Below are 17,774 nucleotides of genomic sequence, written 5' to 3'. Positions count from 1 at the left end.
ACATTGCTGTAACGTTGGAATGAGCTTAGAAAAATAAAAAGCAGGTTTTGCAATATATAGGCATGCGCCGCCATGGACGGCGGCGCAAGTGGTCACTTGAAACACGATGTTGAATGTGCCACGGTGTCTATATATGCAAAACCTGCTTTTTTAATTTTTCTTAGCGAATGTAATAGTGAAAGCAATGTACCCTAATCCAGTTCATACATATGCTTAGTAGTTTAGGGATATGTCCGCTCTATACATATCTAGCAGTCAGCCCTTTATTCGAAGGGCGTGGGTGTTAGTCCCTAGCTTCAGCAAGCTTGAGGGCGCGAACCTTTAGTGGGAGGCCCCAGAGTGTGATGAAGCCTTCGGCGTCGTGGTGGTCGTAAAGGTCACCAGTTGTGAAGGATGCAAGTGACTCTGAGTAGAGTGAGTATGGTGAAGTAGTGCCAGCTTTGATGATGTTGCCCTTGTAAAGCTTGATTTTTACTTCACCAGTAACATATTCCTGGGTTGATTTTACGAAGGCCTGGATAGCGTCGCAAAGTGGTGTGAACCATTTGCCTTCGTAGCAAACCTGTGCAAGCTTAGCCCCCATTTCTTTCTTAACCTCTAATGTCGCGCGGTCGAGGATAAGCTCTTCAAGCTGTTCGTGAGCTTCCATAAGAATAGTTCCGCCTGGTGTCTCGTATACGCCACGTGACTTCATACCAACAACACGGTTTTCTACAATATCAATGATGCCGATTCCGTTGCGGCCACCAATAACATTTAGCTCTTTGATAATATCGCTTACCTTCATTTTCTTTCCGTTTACAGATGTAGGAACACCCTTTTCAAAAGTGAGAGTTACATATTCAGGTGTTTCAGGTGCCTTCTCTGGTGGAGTAGTAAGCATAAGTAAGTGATTATAATTTGGCTCCACAGCTGGATCTTCAAGCTCAAGTCCTTCGTGGCTGATGTGCCATAAGTTTCTGTCACGGCTGTAGGACTGGTCTGCAGAAAATGGTAAGTCGATTCCATGAGCCTTGCAGTAATCAATTTCATCCTGACGTGACTGGAGAGTCCATTTGTCACTACGCCATGCAGCTATAATCTTAATATCTGGAGCAAGAGCTTTGATGCCAAGCTCGAAACGAATCTGATCGTTTCCTTTACCTGTAGCTCCATGACAGATAGCAGTAGCTCCTTCTTTTCGAGCAATCTCTACAAGCTTTGCAGCAATACCAGGTCTAGCCATAGCAGTTCCAAGTAAATACTTATTTTCGTATACAGCCCCTGCCTGTACACATGGAACGATGTAGTTGTCGCAGAAATCATCAACGATATCTTCAATATAAAGCTTTGATGCGCCGGATAGCTTAGCTCGTTCTTCGAGTCCGTCTAATTCTTCGCCCTGTCCGCAATCGATACAGCAGCAAATAACTTCATAATTGTAGTTTTCCTTGAGCCATGGAATGATGGCTGTTGTGTCAAGTCCGCCTGAATAAGCTAGTATTACTTTTTCTTGTGCCATGTTGAATTCTCCTTTATATGTGTTTTATAAAAATCTCCCTGTAAGCCTTTCGACTTGTTGATACATACTTTACTACATTAAAGTTGAAAATACAAGTGCAAATATATGCAATTATAGTGCATAAAAATGATATTTGGTAAATTTAACATTGATTCACGCTAAAACTACGTGTATATTTATGCATTTTTGATTTATAAAATTGCGTCGCAACACTTTACTTAACGAAAGTATTGTAATACAATTTACACATGACATTTCATTTGGAGGACAATTTGCTATGATTAAAGTTGGAATTATTGGAGCGACTGGATACGCTGGGGCAGAAATAGTGAGACTACTTTATAGTCATCCAGAAGCTGAGATAGTGTGGTATGGATCTAAATCCTATGTAGATGAGCGATTTGCTTCTATATATAAGAACATGTTTACACTTGTTGAAGATAAGTGTTTGGATGATAACATTTTAGAGCTTTCTAAACAGGTGGATGTGATTTTCACAGCAACTCCACAGGGTTATTTGGCAGGGGTACTTACAGAAGAGATTCTTAACAACTGTAAGGCTATAGATTTATCAGCGGACTATCGTATAAAGGATGTTTCTATATATGAAAAGTGGTATGGCATCAAGCACATGAGTCCACAGTTTATAGAAGAAGCAGTTTATGGTCTTTGTGAAATAAACAGAGACAAAGAAAAGGGCGCTAGACTTATTGCAAACCCTGGCTGCTACACAACCTGTTCAATACTTACTGCATATCCACTTGTTAAGGCAGGTTTAATTGATCCAGCTACTTTAATCATCGATGCAAAATCTGGAACAAGCGGTGCAGGAAGAGGAGCAAAGCTTCCTAATCTGTATTGCGAGGTAAACGAAAGCATAAAAGCTTACGGAGTTGCATCACATAGACATACTCCAGAAATAGAAGAGCAGTTAGGCTATGCCTGTGGCAAGGAGATAATGATTAACTTCACACCACATCTTGTTCCAATGAATAGGGGAATCCTTGTTACTGAATATGCATCTCTTATTAAGAAAGACGGCAAGCTTCCTACAAAAGATGATGTGATGCAGGCATACCACGATATGTATGATGATGAATTTTTCGTAAGAGTTTTAGATTATGGCGAGTGCCCAGAGACCAAATGGGTTGAGGGAAGCAATTTTGTAGATGTTAGCTGTAAAATCGATGAACGAACTGGTCGCATCATTATGATGGGTGCTTTAGATAATTTAGTTAAGGGTGCTGCAGGCCAGGCAGTTCAAAACATGAATATACTGTTTGATTTAGATGAAAAAACAGGACTTGATTTTGCACCAATGTTTCCATAAAACGGCAATTAGGAGGGACCTAATATGATTACAAAAGATTCTTTTAACGTAACTTTAGATTTAGGAGTTCATATGGATTTTACAATCAGAACTATGGACATCAGCGATTATGATGAGGTCTATGATTTATGGACGTCCATTCATGGATTTGCAATGCGAAGCATTGATGATTCTAAGGAAGGTGTAAAACGTTTCTTAGACAGAAATACAGGTCTTTCTGTTGTTGCAGTTGCAGACGGCAAAATCGTTGGAAGCATATTAGTAGGACATGATGGAAGACATGGCTGCTTTTATCATGTATGCGTTCACGAAAATTATCGTAAAAACGGAATCGGCAGGGCTATGGCTACATCTGCTATGGTACGACTTAAATCTGAAGGAATCACAAAGATTCAGCTGGTTGCCTTTACTGACAATCAACTTGGAAATAGCTTTTGGCAGGCAGAACAGTGGGTAGAGCGAAAGGATTTGAATGTATACGACTTTACCCTGAACGATGAAAATATAATAGCATTTAATAAATAGGAGCAGATTATGAAGGAGATTAATGGTGGAATAACAGCAGCATTGGGTTTTAAGGCAGCAAGCCATGCGGCTGGGATTAAATATCAGGGACGTACTGATATGGCAATGGTTTATTCTGAGGTGCCATGTGTATGTGCAGGATCCTTTACTAGTAATGTGGTGAAGGCGGCTTGCGTTCAGTGGGACATGAATATTGTAAAATCAGGCAAAAATATGCAGGCGGTGGTTATCAATTCTGGAATTGCAAATGCCTGCACTGGCAAGGAAGGCTTCGATGCCTGCGAGGCAACAGCAAAAGGTGTAGAGGAAGCACTTAACATTCCATTTGATACAGTTGCAGTTGCATCTACTGGTGTAATCGGTATGCAGCTTCCAGTGGACAAGCTGGTGGCTGGTGTAAAGGCAATGGCACCAAAGCTTGATGAAAGCATAGCTGCAGGTAGCGATGCCTCAAAGGCTATCATGACTACAGATACTGTTAATAAAGAAATTGCAGTAGAGTTTGAAATCGGTGGCAAGATGGTTCATTTAGGAGGCATGAGCAAGGGCTCAGGCATGATTCATCCTAATATGTGTACTATGCTTGCTTTCTTAGGAACAGATTTATCTATCGAAAAATCCCTTTTACAGGAAGCGGTTAGCGAAGTTGTGGCAGACACCTTCAATATGATTACAGTTGATGGTGACACATCTACAAATGATACTTTGCTTTGCATGGCTAACGGCTTGGCAGAAAACAAAATGATTACTGAAAAGGATAATGATTACAGTACCTTTAAGGAGGCCTTGGCATTTGTATGCGAAACTCTGGCAAAGAAGATGGCTGCCGATGGGGAAGGTGCAAGCAAGCTGTTTGAAGCTACTATCGTAAATGCGAAGTCAAAGGAAGATGCGAAAACCCTGGCGAGAGCCATTGTAGGTTCAAATCTTTCAAAGGCTGCAATATTTGGTTGTGATGCCAACTTCGGCAGATTTTTATGCGCCATGGGTTATTCTGGTGCTGAATTCAATCAGGAGGATGTGGAGCTTTTCTTTAAGAGTGTTAATGGAACATTAAAGGTTTTTGATAAGGGCACACCTATAGTATTTGACGAGGATGAAGCTCTTAAGATTATGAAGGCAGATACAGTTACAGTTTATGTAGATATGCATGAAGGTAGTGCTTCTGCTACAGCATGGGGCTGTGACTTAACTTATGATTACGTAAAGATTAACGCAGATTATCGCAGCTAACAGGGAGGATGCTATGGACGTAAGTATGCAAAAGGTAATGGATAAGGCTATGGACAAGGCTGAGGTTTTGATTGAGGCTTTGCCATATATTCAAAGATTCAATCGCAAGATTATTGTTGTAAAATACGGCGGAAGTGCAATGGTGGATGAGGAGCTGAAAAAGCAGGTTATCCAGGATGTAACACTTCTAAAGCTAGTTGGCTTCAAGCCTATCATTGTTCATGGTGGTGGCAAGGAGATTTCTAAGTGGGTTGAAAAAACTGGCATGACACCAGAATTTGTAAACGGTCTTAGAAAAACAGATGAGCCTACCATGGAAATTGCTGAAATGGTTTTAAATAAGGTTAATAAGTCTCTAGTTCAAAATGTTCAGTCTCTTGGTGTAAATGCTATTGGTATTTCTGGAAAGGACGGCGGTCTTTTAAAGGTTGAAAAGAAGCTATCTGATGGAAAGGACATAGGCTTTGTTGGAGAAATAACAGAGGTTAATCCAAAGATTATTATGGATTTACTTGAAAAGGATTTTCTTCCAATTGTTTGTCCAATCGGTATGGATGAAAATTTCGCGACCTACAATATCAATGCTGATGATGCTGCCTGTGCCATTGCAAAAGCAGTTAATGCTGAAAAGCTGGCATTCCTTACTGATATCGAGGGTGTTTACAAGGACAAGGATGACCCTGATACCTTAATTTCAGAGCTTTCAGTGGAAGAAGCAAAGGCTTTAATTGGAGATGGATTTATTGGCGGTGGAATGCTTCCTAAATTAAACAATTGTATTGAGGCAATTGAACAGGGCGTTTCAAGAGTCCATATTTTGGATGGCAGAATTGCACACTGCTTACTTCTTGAAATCTTTACAAACAAAGGTATTGGAACAGCAATCATAGGAGACAAGGATACGAGGTACTACAATGAATAAAAAGCAGATGATAGAACAGGCAGAAGAAAGCCTCTTTCATGTATACAACAGATTTCCAGTAGTTTTTGATTATGGAAAGGGCGTACATCTTTACGATGAGGTGGATGAAGAATATTTGGATTTTGCATCGGGCATTGGTGTAATGGCATTTGGATATGGCAATGAAGATTATGAGAATGCTTTGATTACTCAGCTAAAAAGAATTACTCATACATCTAATCTTTATTATCATCAGCCTATGATAGAGGCAGCAGAAAAGCTGTGTAAGGCTTCTGGAATGGATAAGGTATTCTTTACTAATTCAGGTGCCGAGGCTATTGAGGGAGCTCTAAAAACAGCAAAAAAATATGCATATACTAAAAGAGGGGCGGGGGCATACGAAATTATTGCTATGGAAAATTCCTTCCACGGTCGAACCGTCGGCTCACTTTCAGTCACTGGAACGGAGCATTACCGTGAGCCATTTTATCCTTTAATGTCAGGTGTTAGGTTTGCATCCTTCAATGATTTTGGAAGTGTGCTAGCCAATCTTACAGATAATACCTGCGCTATAATTCTTGAAACGGTGCAGGGAGAAGGAGGACTTTATCCTGCCGACAAGGAATTCCTTACAAAGGTGAGGAAGCTTTGTGATGAGGAGGGTATTCTGTTAATCCTTGACGAGGTTCAATGTGGTATGGGTAGAACAGGAACCATGTACGCCTATGAGCAGTACGGAATTCGCCCGGATATTTTAACCACTGCAAAAGCTTTAGGAAACGGTGTTCCAATCGGTGCCTTTGCAGTTACACAGGAAGTGGCTGAAAATTCATTAGTTCCTGGAGACCATGGAACAACCTACGGTGGCAATCCTCTTTGTACAGCTGCAGTATCACAGGTTTTTGACATGTTTGAGGATTATAAGCTGATTGAACATGTAAATCAAATTACTCCTTACTTGGAGCAGACCTTGGACAGAATTGTTGAAAAATACGATTTTATTACAGAACGAAGAGGTCTTGGCTTAATGCAAGGACTTGTTCTTACTATTCCAGTAAAGGAGGTTGTAAGCCGTGCATTGTTAGAGCAGCATCTTGTGGTACTTTCAGCAGGAGCAGATGTACTTAGATTACTACCTCCACTTGTGATTACAGAGCAGGATGTTGACGAATTTAAAGAAAAAATCGAAAGAGTTCTTGACACATTTTTGTAAAACTCTTGTAATATATGAAAAAATTCGCTACAATAAGCAGGACGATATTGGAATCTCCTTTATGATAAGAAAGGAGATTTATGAAAAAATTATTTTGTATTGCTTGTTGTAGCCTTTTTTTGCTTGGAGGCTGTGGCAAAGCATCATACTTTCAATCCACAGAGCTGGTGGAAAAAACAGAAGATACTAATGCTACAGAGCAGGTGGTAGATGAGCTTTTGCCTACTACCATTTATGTTCAGGTTGCAGGGGCTGTAAAAAGTCCTGATGTATATGAACTTCCCGAAGGCTCTAGAGTCTATGCAGCAATTGAAGCTGCTGGTGGTCTAATTGAATCGGCAGATGATAGTGATATCAATCAAGCAGCCCTTTTAGAGGATGGGCAGAAGCTTTACGTCTACACCGTAGAGGAAACAAAGGCACTTGAGGCTAAACAGGCAGCTGTAGAAGCCGATGATGGACTTATCAATATTAATACAGCCACCCTATTAGAACTAAGATCTTTACCAGGTATTGGTGAATCTAAGGCAAATCAGATTATTGCATATCGAGAGGCAAATGGAAATTTTTCTTCCATTGAAGACATTAAAAAAGTATCTGGAATAGGCGATGGCATATTCAATCAAATTAATTCACTTATCAAAATTTAAGAATAGTTTAGAGGAACGAAATGGCTAAAAAAGTATTAGTTGTCGATGATGAAAAACTCATAGTCAAAGGAATCAGATTTTCTTTAGAGCAGGATGGTATGGAGGTAGATTGTGCCTATGATGGACAGGAAGCATTAGATCTTGCCACAGCTAATCACTACGATATGATTCTTTTGGATGTTATGCTTCCAAAGCTTGATGGTTTTGAGGTATGTCAGAGTATTAGAGAGTTTTCTACAGTACCAATTGTTATGCTTACTGCAAAGGGCGATGATATGGATAAAATCCTTGGTCTGGAATATGGTGCTGACGACTATATTACAAAGCCTTTTAATATCCTTGAGGTTAAGGCCAGAATCAAAGCGATTATGAGAAGAGCTGCTTTAGGTCAGCCTGTAGCTATGGAGCACAAGGAAGAAAATGTTATTGAAAATGGCGATTTAGTTTTAGATAAGAGTAACCGCAGGCTTACAATTTTAGGAGTAGAATACAATCTTACTTCAAAGGAGTTTGATATGCTTCTTTTACTTGTCACAAACCCTAAGAAGGTATTCTCAAGAGAGGATTTGCTTCATAAGATTTGGGGAGAGGATTACCCAGGTGACGAGAGAACAGTTGATGTGCATGTTAGACGTCTTAGAGAAAAAATTGAGCCTAATCCAAAGGAACCTAAGTATGTACGTACAAAATGGGGCGTTGGATACTATTATATGTAAAGTGAGTTAGTATGAAAAATAGATTTAGCTTAGTTTTTTTTCGTAGTATAGGATTTAAAATTGCATTAATCATAATTTGCGTAGGCATCTTACCTTTTATGGTATGTGTGCCTATTTCTTTGCGTGTTTACGAATCAGTATCTGTTCACACTGATGGCACTAATCTTATGGCGCAGGCAATTTCCTATAACAATCAAATAGTTACTAGTGGTTATGCGGCTGGTGAAGATAATGAGCTTTTGGATACAGAATTCAAATCTGTAGCCGACACCTATAATGGTCGTATTCTAATCGTTAATTCTGCCTTAAAAATCATTAAGGATTCCTTTTCAGCAGATATAGGAAAGACAGTTATCTGGGAAAACATTATATATTCCATGCAGGGTCAGTCTCTTTATTATTATGATAAGGCTACCAATTACTTAATTGTATCGGTGCCTCTAGTTAATTCCGATGGAGATATAGTGGGCGTATTGGTCATGAATAAATCTATGGATTACATGACACAGAATGAGGATACCTTTGTCTCTTATATTTTGATAGGAGCGGTGATTATTGTTGCGCTTTCTATCTTAATAGCTGTATTTTCACGGATTTATTTCTCAAGACCACTTAAAAAGATGGCTAATTCACTTGATTCTATTATTAGAGAGTCAGACACCCTTCTTCCAGAGGAAAAATCCTTTGTAGAGGTAGAGGCTATAGGAAACAAGTTTAACGAGGTTATTGGAAAGCTTCACTCTATTGATGAAAGCAGACAGGAATTTGTTTCTAATGTGTCTCACGAGCTAAAGACTCCACTTACCTCAATGAAGGTTCTTGCAGATTCCTTGAATGGTTCAGAGGATGTTCCAATCGAAATGTACAAGGAATTCATGGTTGATATTGGAGACGAAATCGATCGCGAGACAAAGATTATCAACGATTTGCTTAGTCTTGTTCGTATGGATAAAAGTGGTGCAATGCTTAATGTTACTGCAGTTAATATCAACGAGCTGATTGATCATATTCTTAAGAGATTAAAGCCTATAGCAGAAAAGGCTAATGTTGAGGTTGTGTACGAATCCTTCAGACCAGTAGTTGCAGAGGTTGACGAGGTTAAATTTACTCTTGTAATTACAAACCTAGTGGAGAACGCCATTAAATACAACAACGAGGGTGGTTGGGTACACATTTCACTTAATTCAGATCATCAATTCTTCTATATCAAGGTTGAGGATAATGGACTTGGTATACCAGAGGATTCTGTTGATCATATCTTCGAGAGATTTTATCGTGCAGATAAATCTCATTCCAGAGAGATTGGTGGAACGGGACTTGGTCTTGCTATTACAAAGAGCTCAATCGCTATGCATAATGGTGAAATTAAGGTTCGCTCTACACTAGGAGAGGGCTCTACCTTTGATGTTAGAGTTCCACTAAATTACATCAAGAAGGAGGCTTACTAAATGAGAAAAATAAGATTTGTGCTTTCGTTTTTGATGATATTTGTAATGGGATTCTTATCAATGTCATGTGGTAAAACTGCTACTAAGGCAGATGCCAGCATCTACTATGTAAGAGCAGATAAGGCAGGAATAATAGCCCTTGATTATGCCTTTAAGAGTCAGGATACTGATGGGCAAATAGCCGAGGCATTGCAAGAGCTTGCACATGATGTAGATGATATTGATGCTATTAACACAATCCCATCAGGGGTTGATGTTAAAAACTGGGAGTTAAATGATAAGAGCCTAAATTTGTATTTTGTAGGTGACTATGAGGCCCTTGATGTATATACGGAAATTCTTGTAAGGGCAGCAATTGTTAAGACTTTAGTTCAGATTAAGGGTGTTAAATCAGTTTCTATTTTTGTAAATAATTCGCCACTCACCGATTCAAACGGTGAGGCTATCGGTACTATGACTGCGGATACATTTATAGAGGATTTTGGTCAGGAAACCGATTCTCTTCTTAATACAGATCTTACTTTGTATTTTGCAAGTGCAGATGGCGTATCTACTGTTCCAGAAACCAGAGAGGTATATTACAGTAGAAATGTATCCTTGGAGAAGCTTGTTATTGACCAGCTTTTGAAGGGACCAGAGACAGAGGGCTTGCTTTCAGCTCTTCCTAGTGGAACAAAGCTTAATTCCATTACTATTTCAGACAATGGAGTGTGCATTGTTAATTTTGATGGTGCTATAGAAACTGTTGTCACTGGTGTTACAGAGAATGTCACTGTTTATTCCATAGTCAATTCTCTTACAGAACTTGATAATATTAAGCAGGTACAGATTCTTGTAAATGGCGAGACACCAAGAATATCAAATGTTGATGTGGATTTGTCAAAGGCAATATCCAGAAATGAAGACATTATCAACGAGCAAAGATATGATTTTGATGATGGGCTTCTTTATTTAGATGATGATTATTCTGAGGAATATACAGAAGAAGAGGTTCCTGAAGAATAGATACGGAGGAAATGAACCATGAGGCGAAAGCTATGTTTGATTTCCTTGTTTTATATGATTATTGTTGCATTTAGCGTGTATGGCCCCAAGGATTTAATTGGGGCCTACGCCAAAGCTGATGCTGTCCGGCAGGCCTTGCAGGAGGGCACCAGTGTTAATGCAACAGGTAATATTACCCGCAAGGAAATTAAAAACGATTCAATTCTCTATTATGTTGATGGTGCCACTGTGAACTGTGAAAACGGCACTTTGAATAACAATTCTTTTATATTTAAATTAGATTCCGATAAAATTCCAAACAAAAGTAAAGTAAATATTGTAGGTACTGTAAAGCATTTTAGGCAAGCCAGAAATGAAGGCGGCTTTGACGAGAAGGCTTATTATGAATCTATGGGCTACTTTTTTGAAATCAGTGAGCCAAAGGTTAATGAGGTTTACGCTGGTTTTTTAGTTGCAGGAGATAGTCTTTTTCGATTGAATCAAAGTCTTCTAAAGGTTTACAAAAGCATATTACCAGGGGAGGAGGCTGGCTTTATTGCTAGTGTTTGTATTGGTAATAAAAGTGAATTGATGGGGGAGCTTAAGACGTTGTTTCAGCTGGTGGGAATAGCACATGTGCTGGCAGTTTCAGCCCTACATGTATCCGTTGTCTGCATGGCTTCCTACAGATTCCTGAGAAATAGAGGTATTAGTTTTCTTATCAGTGGAAGCATTGCAGGAGCAATTGCAGTATTGTATGGCTTGCTTACTGGCGGCAGTGTGTCTTCTGTTAGAGCAATAGGTATGTTTTTGATTTTTCTTCTGGCAGATATTTTAGGAGAGGCCTACGATTCAAAAACGGCTTTAGCTGTTATGGCAGATTTTCTGTTATTTGAAAACCCACTTTATATAAAGAATGCCAGCTTTATATTTTCCTTTGGAGCAATACTCTCGATTTTATATTTTGCATTACCAGTATGTCAGCTGTACAAAAATATATGTCAGGGGAGAAAACGACTTCGTATTTCCGATAATGGTTTTAATCCTGAAGAAAAAATCCCCTTAAGAGTGCGCATAAGGGAAGGACTGGTTTCAAGTTTAATTTTTTCATTTGTTATTACGGTAGCTATGCTTCCTATTGTTACCTACTTTTACTATGAAACACCTTTATATTCTGTTGTTTTGAACACCGTATTATTGCCTCTTATGCCGTTTCTACTTGGCCTAGGGCTTTTAGGAGGCTTTGTGGGATTGCTTATTCTACCAGCAGCAAAGGCAATATTGCTTCCGGCTCATTTGATTATTTATTTTTATGAGATGAGTGCAATTACCTTTAGTCAGCTTCCAAGGGCCAGGACAATAGTCGGAAGGCATAGTATAGGCGTGGCGATTTTTTATTATTTAGTTTTGATACTAATTGTAAATGTATTTCGTATTTACGATATTTGTATGAAGACTGGAGAAAAATCAATCCAGCAATCTAATCCAAGGCTGATACTTAAAGGAATACAAAATAAGCTAGTAATAATTCTTTGCTTGCTTTCTTTGGCTGCTGGATTATGGCTTATTCCTGAAAGGCAAGGCTTCGAGGTGGACATTCTTGACGTTGGGCAGGGTGATGGAATATACATTAGCTCCGGTGATGGAACACGGTTTTTTATAGATGGAGGCAGTACCAGCTCGGATGCTGTTGGAAAATATACCCTGTTGCCATTTTTGAAATACAAGGGAGCAGGGCATATTGATTATTGGTTTTTATCTCATATGGATTTAGATCATGTGTCAGGTGTGTTGGAGCTGCTTAGTACAGGCTACAGAATTGATAATATTGTACTTTCTGCTGAAATTCCTGGTGGAGATACTTTAAACGAGCTGATTGAAGCGGCTAAGGCGAATGGTACAAATATTGTTTACATGAATCAGGGCGACATCTGTGGAACCAAGCATTTGTCATTTAAATGTGTATATCCATTTTCTGGAATGACATCCGATGATATAAACGCTTTGTCATTGTCGCTATTGATGGAATATGATGCCAATTGCGATGGAGACTGTGACTACTCCGGCTTCTTCGGTGGTGATATCGGTGCCGAACAGGAACAGGCTATAGCAGCAAGTGGTGGGGTTGGCCATGTCGATTTACTGAAGGTAAGCCACCACGGCAGTAAATACAGCTCCGACCCTGAGTTTTTATCTGTTCTATCCCCTGATGTGGCTGTAATCAGCTGCGCCAAGAAAAATCGCTACGGACATCCATCTGCCGAGGCCGTAGACCGCTTAGAGGCCACCACCAAAACCATATACTACACCATGAACTCCGGCCGCATAAAAGTAACCACAGACGTTGTAGATGAATACGTAAAACAGTATTAGGATATCTTATTTCTTGTTATTGATGCAATGATTACTATCCGTGCTAGAAAAAGTACATGTAGATAGTAGGAGGTATAGCTGTGGTTACTATCTGAGCCTTAAAAATGAAATATAGATAGTAGTGGTTTTGAGAGCGACTACTACCTAGACGGAAAGATTGCTGTATAGATAGTAGCACTTTTTTAGAGGTTTACTATCTACAGAATAAGTTCCTTTTACAGATAGTAATGGCCAGTTGGATGACTACTATCTGAGAAGAAAAAAATGGCATAGATAGTAGTTGTAGGTGATAGGGCTACTACCTGTAAGAGAAAATTAATTATAGATAGTAGTCCAGAAGAGAATGGCTACTATCTCATATGAAATATTCATTTTAGATAGTAATAATGATTGAAAGGATATATTTATGAATGTTAAAGAATTAGAGGAAGAATTAGAAATTGTAAAAAGGCATAGAGAAAAAGTTATGTTAGAACTTAAAAAATATTCTGACATTATAAACTACACATTAGTGCAGAAGAAAAGTAATAAATGCTATCAATATTATTATAGGGATGAAACTAAAGATTTAATATATATTAAGGCCGATGATAAACAATTGGCAAAGCGTTTGGCACAAAAGGAATATTATGAAAAGTTACTTGCCAATCTTTACGCACAGGAAAAATCTATTGAAAGATTTTTATGTAAGTATAATGGAACATATTTAAAAGATTCTTATGAAGCTTTAGCGGACGGAAAAAAGCGACTGGTGCATCCAATCGAAAAAACGGATGATGAATTTATAGTTGAATGGAGAAATAAATATTTAGGAGAGCAAAATTCATATGATTTTTCAGTGTCATACACTACAAACAAAGGGGAAGAGGTTCGCTCAAAATCAGAAAAGATTTTGGCGGATTTATTTGCTAAGTATGGAGTGATTTATAAGTATGAACCAGAAGTAATGTTGTACAACGGACGTAAAGTCTATCCAGATTTTGCATTATTGAATATTAGAGAAAGAAAGACATATTTCTGGGAACATTTTGGATTAGCTTCTGATGAATCATATTCTGATAAGAATCTGGCAAAACTGGCAAAATATGAAAAATCAGGAATACTTTTAGGGGATAATCTTATAGTTTCGGTGGAAGCTGAAGGTATAGGAATTGATATTAAGCTTGTAGAAGAGAAAATAAAGAGATTACTAATGTAATGTTCTATGATTTTGTACAAGTATAAGCCTAATATTACTATTTTCTAAAGCAAAATATAAATAGATAGTATCAGTTTTAGATGTGACTACTATCTGAGCCTTAAAAATGAAATATAGATAGTAGTGGTTTTGAGAACGACTACTACCTAGACGGAGAGATAGCTGTATAGATAGTAGCGCTTTTTTAGAGGTTTACTATCTACAGAATAAGTTCCTTTTACAGATAGTAACGGCCAGTTAGATGACTACTATCTGTGAAGAAAAAAATGGCATAGATAGTAGTTGTAGGTGATAGGGCTACTACCTGTAAGAGCAAAATTACTTTTAGATAGTAGACTATCTTAAAATGACTACTACCTGCGATGATTATTGATTCCTAGATAGTAATATCAATTGGAATAAAGAATTAAATATCTATATAGTTTTTTATTTATGCTCCGGAAAATGAATGAGTGTAGAAAACGCATCACCATTGTATTAAAATATTTTGGTGATGCTTTTGGGCATCTGGAAGGAGATTAGTGTATGAGTAAAAGACATAAGAAAAGAATGCAAAGAAGAATAAGTATTGTTTTGATTGCGGTTGCATTAGTGCTTGTGGCTGGCTGTGGTGTTTATTTCTTGGTAAACAGAAGCGGGGCAGATACTACAGTGGATGAGGAAAGTACATATAATACAAAGGATGTAGGTGATACAACAGACACAAATAAGGCAGAGAATGACACTACTGAAACAACTAAAGCTAATGATTCCACATTAACATTTGAGGATTTGGCGAAATATAGCTATTCATTCAGTATTGGAGCTGGTGGCTGGGAAGATGATTTTAACATCAATAAGGACGGGAGTTTCCATGGAGGTTACCATGATTCTGATATGGGTGATATTGGTGATGAATATCCAAATGGTACATTTTATTACTGTGAATATGAAGGTCATTTCGAGAATATTCAAAAGGTGGATGAATATACATATAAAATGCACTTAAAGGATATTAAAGTAATAAATAATATGGGTGAATATATTGAAGATGGTGTAAAATATATTCCTACAAACCCAAATGCGCTTTCAAATGCAGATGAGATTGATATTTATATGCCAGGTAAGCCTGTTTCAGAAATAGATGAGGAAGTTCAGCACTGGATTTTTATTGATGCACAAGATCAGCAGGATACATTAGAAAATCTTGCGCTTGTAAATGTTAATGAAAATCAGGGTATTACAAGTTATGAGAGAATGGCTCCAAAGGAAGATGCTGAAAGTAATTATAAAACATATAAGGAAAGCTATGATTATTATGCAGATCAGCTTTCAGAAGCAGCTACTATTGCAGATATGGTAGAGGCTACATCAAATCAGATTAGAGTTTCGGATGAGTGTCTTAATTATATCTGGAGAATAATAAAGTACAATACAGATGAAGCTACATTTAACAAAGCTCTTGAGGAGCAAAGGCAGTGGCTTAAGGATAGAGATGCTAGTGCTGAGAAGGCAACCGCTGAGCATGACGGTGGTAGTATGGCAACTGTTGACTACAATGATACCTATGCAACAATGACCATGGACCGCTGTAAGGAACTTTTAAATTATTTAAAATAGGATAATATTATGACGCTTACAACACTTTGTTATTTAATTAAAGATAATAAATATCTCATGCTTCACCGCACCAAGAAGGAAAAAGACATTAATGCCGGAAAATACATTGGTGTTGGTGGGCATGTGGAAGAGGGTGAATCTCCTGTAGATTGTATAAAGCGTGAAGTGTTTGAGGAAACCGGATTAATCCTTAATACTGTAAGTCCAAGAGGCTATATTACCTTTGTTATGGGTAATGAAACAGAGCATGCAATCCTTTTTACAAGTGATGATTTTTCAGGCGAACTTACAAAGGAATGTAGCGAAGGTGAATTAATGTGGGTTGATATTGATAAGGTTCCGCAGCTAAATCTTTGGGAGGGGGACAGAACCTTCTTGAAGCTGTTAAATGAACGAGAGGATTATTTTTTCCTTAAGCTAATATACGACAAAGAGGATAATCTGCTAGATACTATAATTGAAGGATAAACACTATGGATAAGTCTAAATTAGAAGAATTATATAATAAGATGTCATTGGTTCATGAAAAAGCGCAGTCCGCTTATCAGCAGGAGGGTGTATCTTCTATGCTGAAAAATGAATTTAATAACAAGGTTTCTCAGTACAATGAAATGTATGAAAACTGTGAAGCTATGAAACTTATGACTTCAAAAGAAGAGACAATTGATAACTTATTTAATCAGCAACTTGAGATTCTTAATGTCAGAATCAAATGGGAGCTTGATTGGATTAAAAGAGTAGTAGCTTCATTAACTAAATAATGATATCAAAAGTGCCGATACAAATATAGAAGACCAGGCATAGGGACGTGCAAAGGTCTTCAAGCGTTTGGCACTTTTTTATATTCTTTATTTGTGGAAAGGAGTCCGCTATGAAGATTGAAAACAGCCATGTAAACATGGCATCTAGTCACAATTCTTATTCTATCACCCATGTAGAGCAGCTGACAATTGAACGCAGGGCGAATGTGGATGCGCTTGGTGCAATACTTAAGCTGTCTGAAGAAGGGGAAAAATCTTACAAAGAATCACTTGAACAGTTACAGAAAAATGAAGAAGACACAGCCAAGAAAAGGCAGCAAGAGAATTTGCAAAATATGTTTAGGCAGATGGCTGAGCATGACAAGCAGATTCGAGAAGCTAATGCAGCTATGAGCCAGTGGGACATGGAGGATTTGCAAGTTAGTCTTGTAAAAAAGATTTTGGATTTGCTGAATGGAAAAAACAGTCCTACTCATAAAAAGCTGTCGGAACAAATGAAATCTTTAAGAGATTTGCAAGGAAGAATTATGGGTGGCTGTGAAACTGAAGGGGTAAAGTTTAGCCTTAATGGTAGTGAACAAAAAACTTTAAATCTATCCTCTGCGGAGTCGGTTTCTCGCACCCAGGTTTGGCAGAGAATTACAGCCACCTCGGGCACACACTTGGAATATGAAAACACAACCTTTGCAAGCACAGGAGAGGTTCAGACATCTGATGGAAGAAGCTTAAGCTTTAACGTGGAACTTGCTTTTGGAAGAAGCTTGGTACAAAAGATTGATACCCTGAAGGATGAAACATATACAAGGATTCTTACAGATCCACTTGTTATTAATATGGATACAAATTTAACATCCATATCCGACCAGAAATTCAAATTTGATATTGATTCAGATGGTGATGAGGAAGAAATTTCGTTTACAGGAAAGGGAAGTGGATTTTTGGCATTAGATAAAAATGAAGATGGCAAAATTAATGATGGCTCGGAACTATTTGGAACCAAATCTGGGGATGGCTTTAAGGATCTTTCAGAGTATGATGAGGACAATAATGGTTGGATAGATGAAAATGATACTATCTTTAACAAGCTTAAGGTATGGACAAAGGATGAAGAGGGCAACGATAAGCTTTTAAGTTTAAAGGAGGCTGATGTTGGAGCCATTTATCTTGGTAACATCAATACAGAATTCAGCTACAAGGATGGAATTGGAAATACCGATGCGGTTCTTAGAAAATCGGGAATTTATCTGAAGGAAAGTACCGGTGCTGCTGGAACAGTAGCCCATGTGGATTTAGCGTTGTAGTAACAAATAATCAAAGTGCCAATTAAAACAAATAATAGACT

General features: G+C 38.2%; 16 protein-coding genes. 15 read left to right on the top strand and 1 reads right to left on the bottom strand.

The window, feature by feature from the left end; genetic code table 11:
* Positions 1-283 precede the first annotated feature (283 nt).
* Positions 284-1,501 carry an argininosuccinate synthase gene (locus tag BM097_RS00290; protein ID WP_090544748.1) on the bottom strand — a complete coding sequence of 406 codons (1,218 nt, stop codon included), beginning with the start codon at positions 1,499-1,501 and terminating at the stop codon, positions 284-286.
* 277 nt (positions 1,502-1,778) lie between these two features.
* Between BM097_RS00290 and argC the strand changes: the two genes are divergently transcribed.
* The 15 genes from argC (at position 1,779) to BM097_RS00215 (ending at position 17,733) form a co-directional block, all read left to right on the top strand.
* On the top strand, positions 1,779-2,831 hold the full coding sequence (gene argC / locus BM097_RS00285) for an N-acetyl-gamma-glutamyl-phosphate reductase (RefSeq protein WP_090544746.1): 1,053 nt from the start codon (positions 1,779-1,781) through the stop codon (positions 2,829-2,831).
* A 24-nt stretch (positions 2,832-2,855) separates the two neighbouring features.
* Positions 2,856-3,356 (top strand): GNAT family N-acetyltransferase, encoded by a 501-nt coding sequence (locus BM097_RS00280; protein WP_242944626.1) that lies wholly within the window; start codon positions 2,856-2,858, stop codon positions 3,354-3,356.
* Positions 3,357-3,365: 9 nt separating this feature from the next.
* A complete protein-coding gene (gene argJ, locus BM097_RS00275; RefSeq protein ID WP_090544745.1) occupies positions 3,366-4,589 on the top strand; it encodes a bifunctional glutamate N-acetyltransferase/amino-acid acetyltransferase ArgJ in 1,224 nt (407 codons plus the stop codon).
* A 13-nt stretch (positions 4,590-4,602) separates the two neighbouring features.
* Positions 4,603-5,511, top strand: coding sequence for an acetylglutamate kinase (argB, locus tag BM097_RS00270; RefSeq protein WP_242944625.1), 909 nt, complete (start codon positions 4,603-4,605; stop codon positions 5,509-5,511).
* Entirely contained in the window at positions 5,504-6,703 is a 1,200-nt protein-coding gene (locus tag BM097_RS00265) for an aspartate aminotransferase family protein (RefSeq protein ID WP_090544743.1), read from the top strand. The genes argB and BM097_RS00265 overlap by 8 nt, the downstream gene beginning before the upstream one ends.
* An 80-nt stretch (positions 6,704-6,783) precedes the next feature.
* On the top strand, positions 6,784-7,353 hold the full coding sequence (locus BM097_RS00260; protein WP_090544741.1) for a ComEA family DNA-binding protein: 570 nt from the start codon (positions 6,784-6,786) through the stop codon (positions 7,351-7,353).
* A 20-nt stretch (positions 7,354-7,373) separates the two neighbouring features.
* Complete coding sequence (locus BM097_RS00255; protein ID WP_090544739.1) at positions 7,374-8,069, top strand: response regulator transcription factor; 696 nt, start codon at positions 7,374-7,376, stop codon at positions 8,067-8,069.
* A gap of 11 nt (positions 8,070-8,080) precedes the next feature.
* A complete protein-coding gene (locus tag BM097_RS00250; RefSeq protein WP_090544737.1) occupies positions 8,081-9,517 on the top strand; it encodes a sensor histidine kinase in 1,437 nt (478 codons plus the stop codon).
* A complete protein-coding gene (locus BM097_RS00245) occupies positions 9,518-10,522 on the top strand; it encodes a GerMN domain-containing protein (RefSeq protein ID WP_090544735.1) in 1,005 nt (334 codons plus the stop codon).
* 18 nt (positions 10,523-10,540) lie between these two features.
* Positions 10,541-12,874, top strand: a complete 2,334-nt coding sequence (locus BM097_RS00240) for a DNA internalization-related competence protein ComEC/Rec2 (RefSeq protein ID WP_090544733.1) — start codon at positions 10,541-10,543, stop codon at positions 12,872-12,874.
* Between the two features lie 406 nt (positions 12,875-13,280).
* A complete protein-coding gene (locus tag BM097_RS00235) occupies positions 13,281-14,072 on the top strand; it encodes a hypothetical protein (RefSeq protein WP_090544731.1) in 792 nt (263 codons plus the stop codon).
* Positions 14,073-14,597: 525 nt separating this feature from the next.
* Entirely contained in the window at positions 14,598-15,671 is a 1,074-nt protein-coding gene (locus BM097_RS00230; protein ID WP_090544729.1) for a lysozyme inhibitor LprI family protein, read from the top strand.
* 9 nt (positions 15,672-15,680) lie between these two features.
* A complete protein-coding gene (locus tag BM097_RS00225) occupies positions 15,681-16,139 on the top strand; it encodes an NUDIX hydrolase (protein ID WP_090544727.1) in 459 nt (152 codons plus the stop codon).
* Positions 16,140-16,144: 5 nt separating this feature from the next.
* The gene (locus BM097_RS00220) at positions 16,145-16,432 is read left to right on the top strand and encodes a hypothetical protein (protein WP_090544725.1); all 288 of its coding nucleotides are present in this window, start codon (positions 16,145-16,147) and stop codon (positions 16,430-16,432) included.
* 110 nt (positions 16,433-16,542) lie between these two features.
* Entirely contained in the window at positions 16,543-17,733 is a 1,191-nt protein-coding gene (locus BM097_RS00215) for a hypothetical protein (RefSeq protein ID WP_090544722.1), read from the top strand.
* Positions 17,734-17,774 lie beyond the last annotated feature (41 nt).

Origin of the sequence: Pseudobutyrivibrio sp. OR37, from assembly GCF_900113655.1 — a bacterium.
Lineage (GTDB): Bacteria > Bacillota > Clostridia > Lachnospirales > Lachnospiraceae > Pseudobutyrivibrio.
Note: the sequence above shows the minus strand (reverse complement) of the source record. Positions and strands in the feature narration are given on the sequence as shown.

Bases quoted from the DNA above. Each gene is read 5' to 3' on its own strand.
- BM097_RS00290 (WP_090544748.1), bottom strand. From the start codon at position 1,501: ATGGCACAAGAAAAAGTAATACTAGCTTATTCAGGCGGACTTGACACA.
- argC (WP_090544746.1), top strand. From the start codon at position 1,779: ATGATTAAAGTTGGAATTATTGGAGCGACTGGATACGCTGGGGCAGAA.
- BM097_RS00280 (WP_242944626.1), top strand. From the start codon at position 2,856: ATGATTACAAAAGATTCTTTTAACGTAACTTTAGATTTAGGAGTTCAT.
- argJ (WP_090544745.1), top strand. From the start codon at position 3,366: ATGAAGGAGATTAATGGTGGAATAACAGCAGCATTGGGTTTTAAGGCA.
- argB (WP_242944625.1), top strand. From the start codon at position 4,603: ATGGACGTAAGTATGCAAAAGGTAATGGATAAGGCTATGGACAAGGCT.
- BM097_RS00265 (WP_090544743.1), top strand. From the start codon at position 5,504: ATGAATAAAAAGCAGATGATAGAACAGGCAGAAGAAAGCCTCTTTCAT.
- BM097_RS00260 (WP_090544741.1), top strand. From the start codon at position 6,784: ATGAAAAAATTATTTTGTATTGCTTGTTGTAGCCTTTTTTTGCTTGGA.
- BM097_RS00255 (WP_090544739.1), top strand. From the start codon at position 7,374: ATGGCTAAAAAAGTATTAGTTGTCGATGATGAAAAACTCATAGTCAAA.
- BM097_RS00250 (WP_090544737.1), top strand. From the start codon at position 8,081: ATGAAAAATAGATTTAGCTTAGTTTTTTTTCGTAGTATAGGATTTAAA.
- BM097_RS00245 (WP_090544735.1), top strand. From the start codon at position 9,518: ATGAGAAAAATAAGATTTGTGCTTTCGTTTTTGATGATATTTGTAATG.
- BM097_RS00240 (WP_090544733.1), top strand. From the start codon at position 10,541: ATGAGGCGAAAGCTATGTTTGATTTCCTTGTTTTATATGATTATTGTT.
- BM097_RS00235 (WP_090544731.1), top strand. From the start codon at position 13,281: ATGAATGTTAAAGAATTAGAGGAAGAATTAGAAATTGTAAAAAGGCAT.
- BM097_RS00230 (WP_090544729.1), top strand. From the start codon at position 14,598: ATGAGTAAAAGACATAAGAAAAGAATGCAAAGAAGAATAAGTATTGTT.
- BM097_RS00225 (WP_090544727.1), top strand. From the start codon at position 15,681: ATGACGCTTACAACACTTTGTTATTTAATTAAAGATAATAAATATCTC.
- BM097_RS00220 (WP_090544725.1), top strand. From the start codon at position 16,145: ATGGATAAGTCTAAATTAGAAGAATTATATAATAAGATGTCATTGGTT.
- BM097_RS00215 (WP_090544722.1), top strand. From the start codon at position 16,543: ATGAAGATTGAAAACAGCCATGTAAACATGGCATCTAGTCACAATTCT.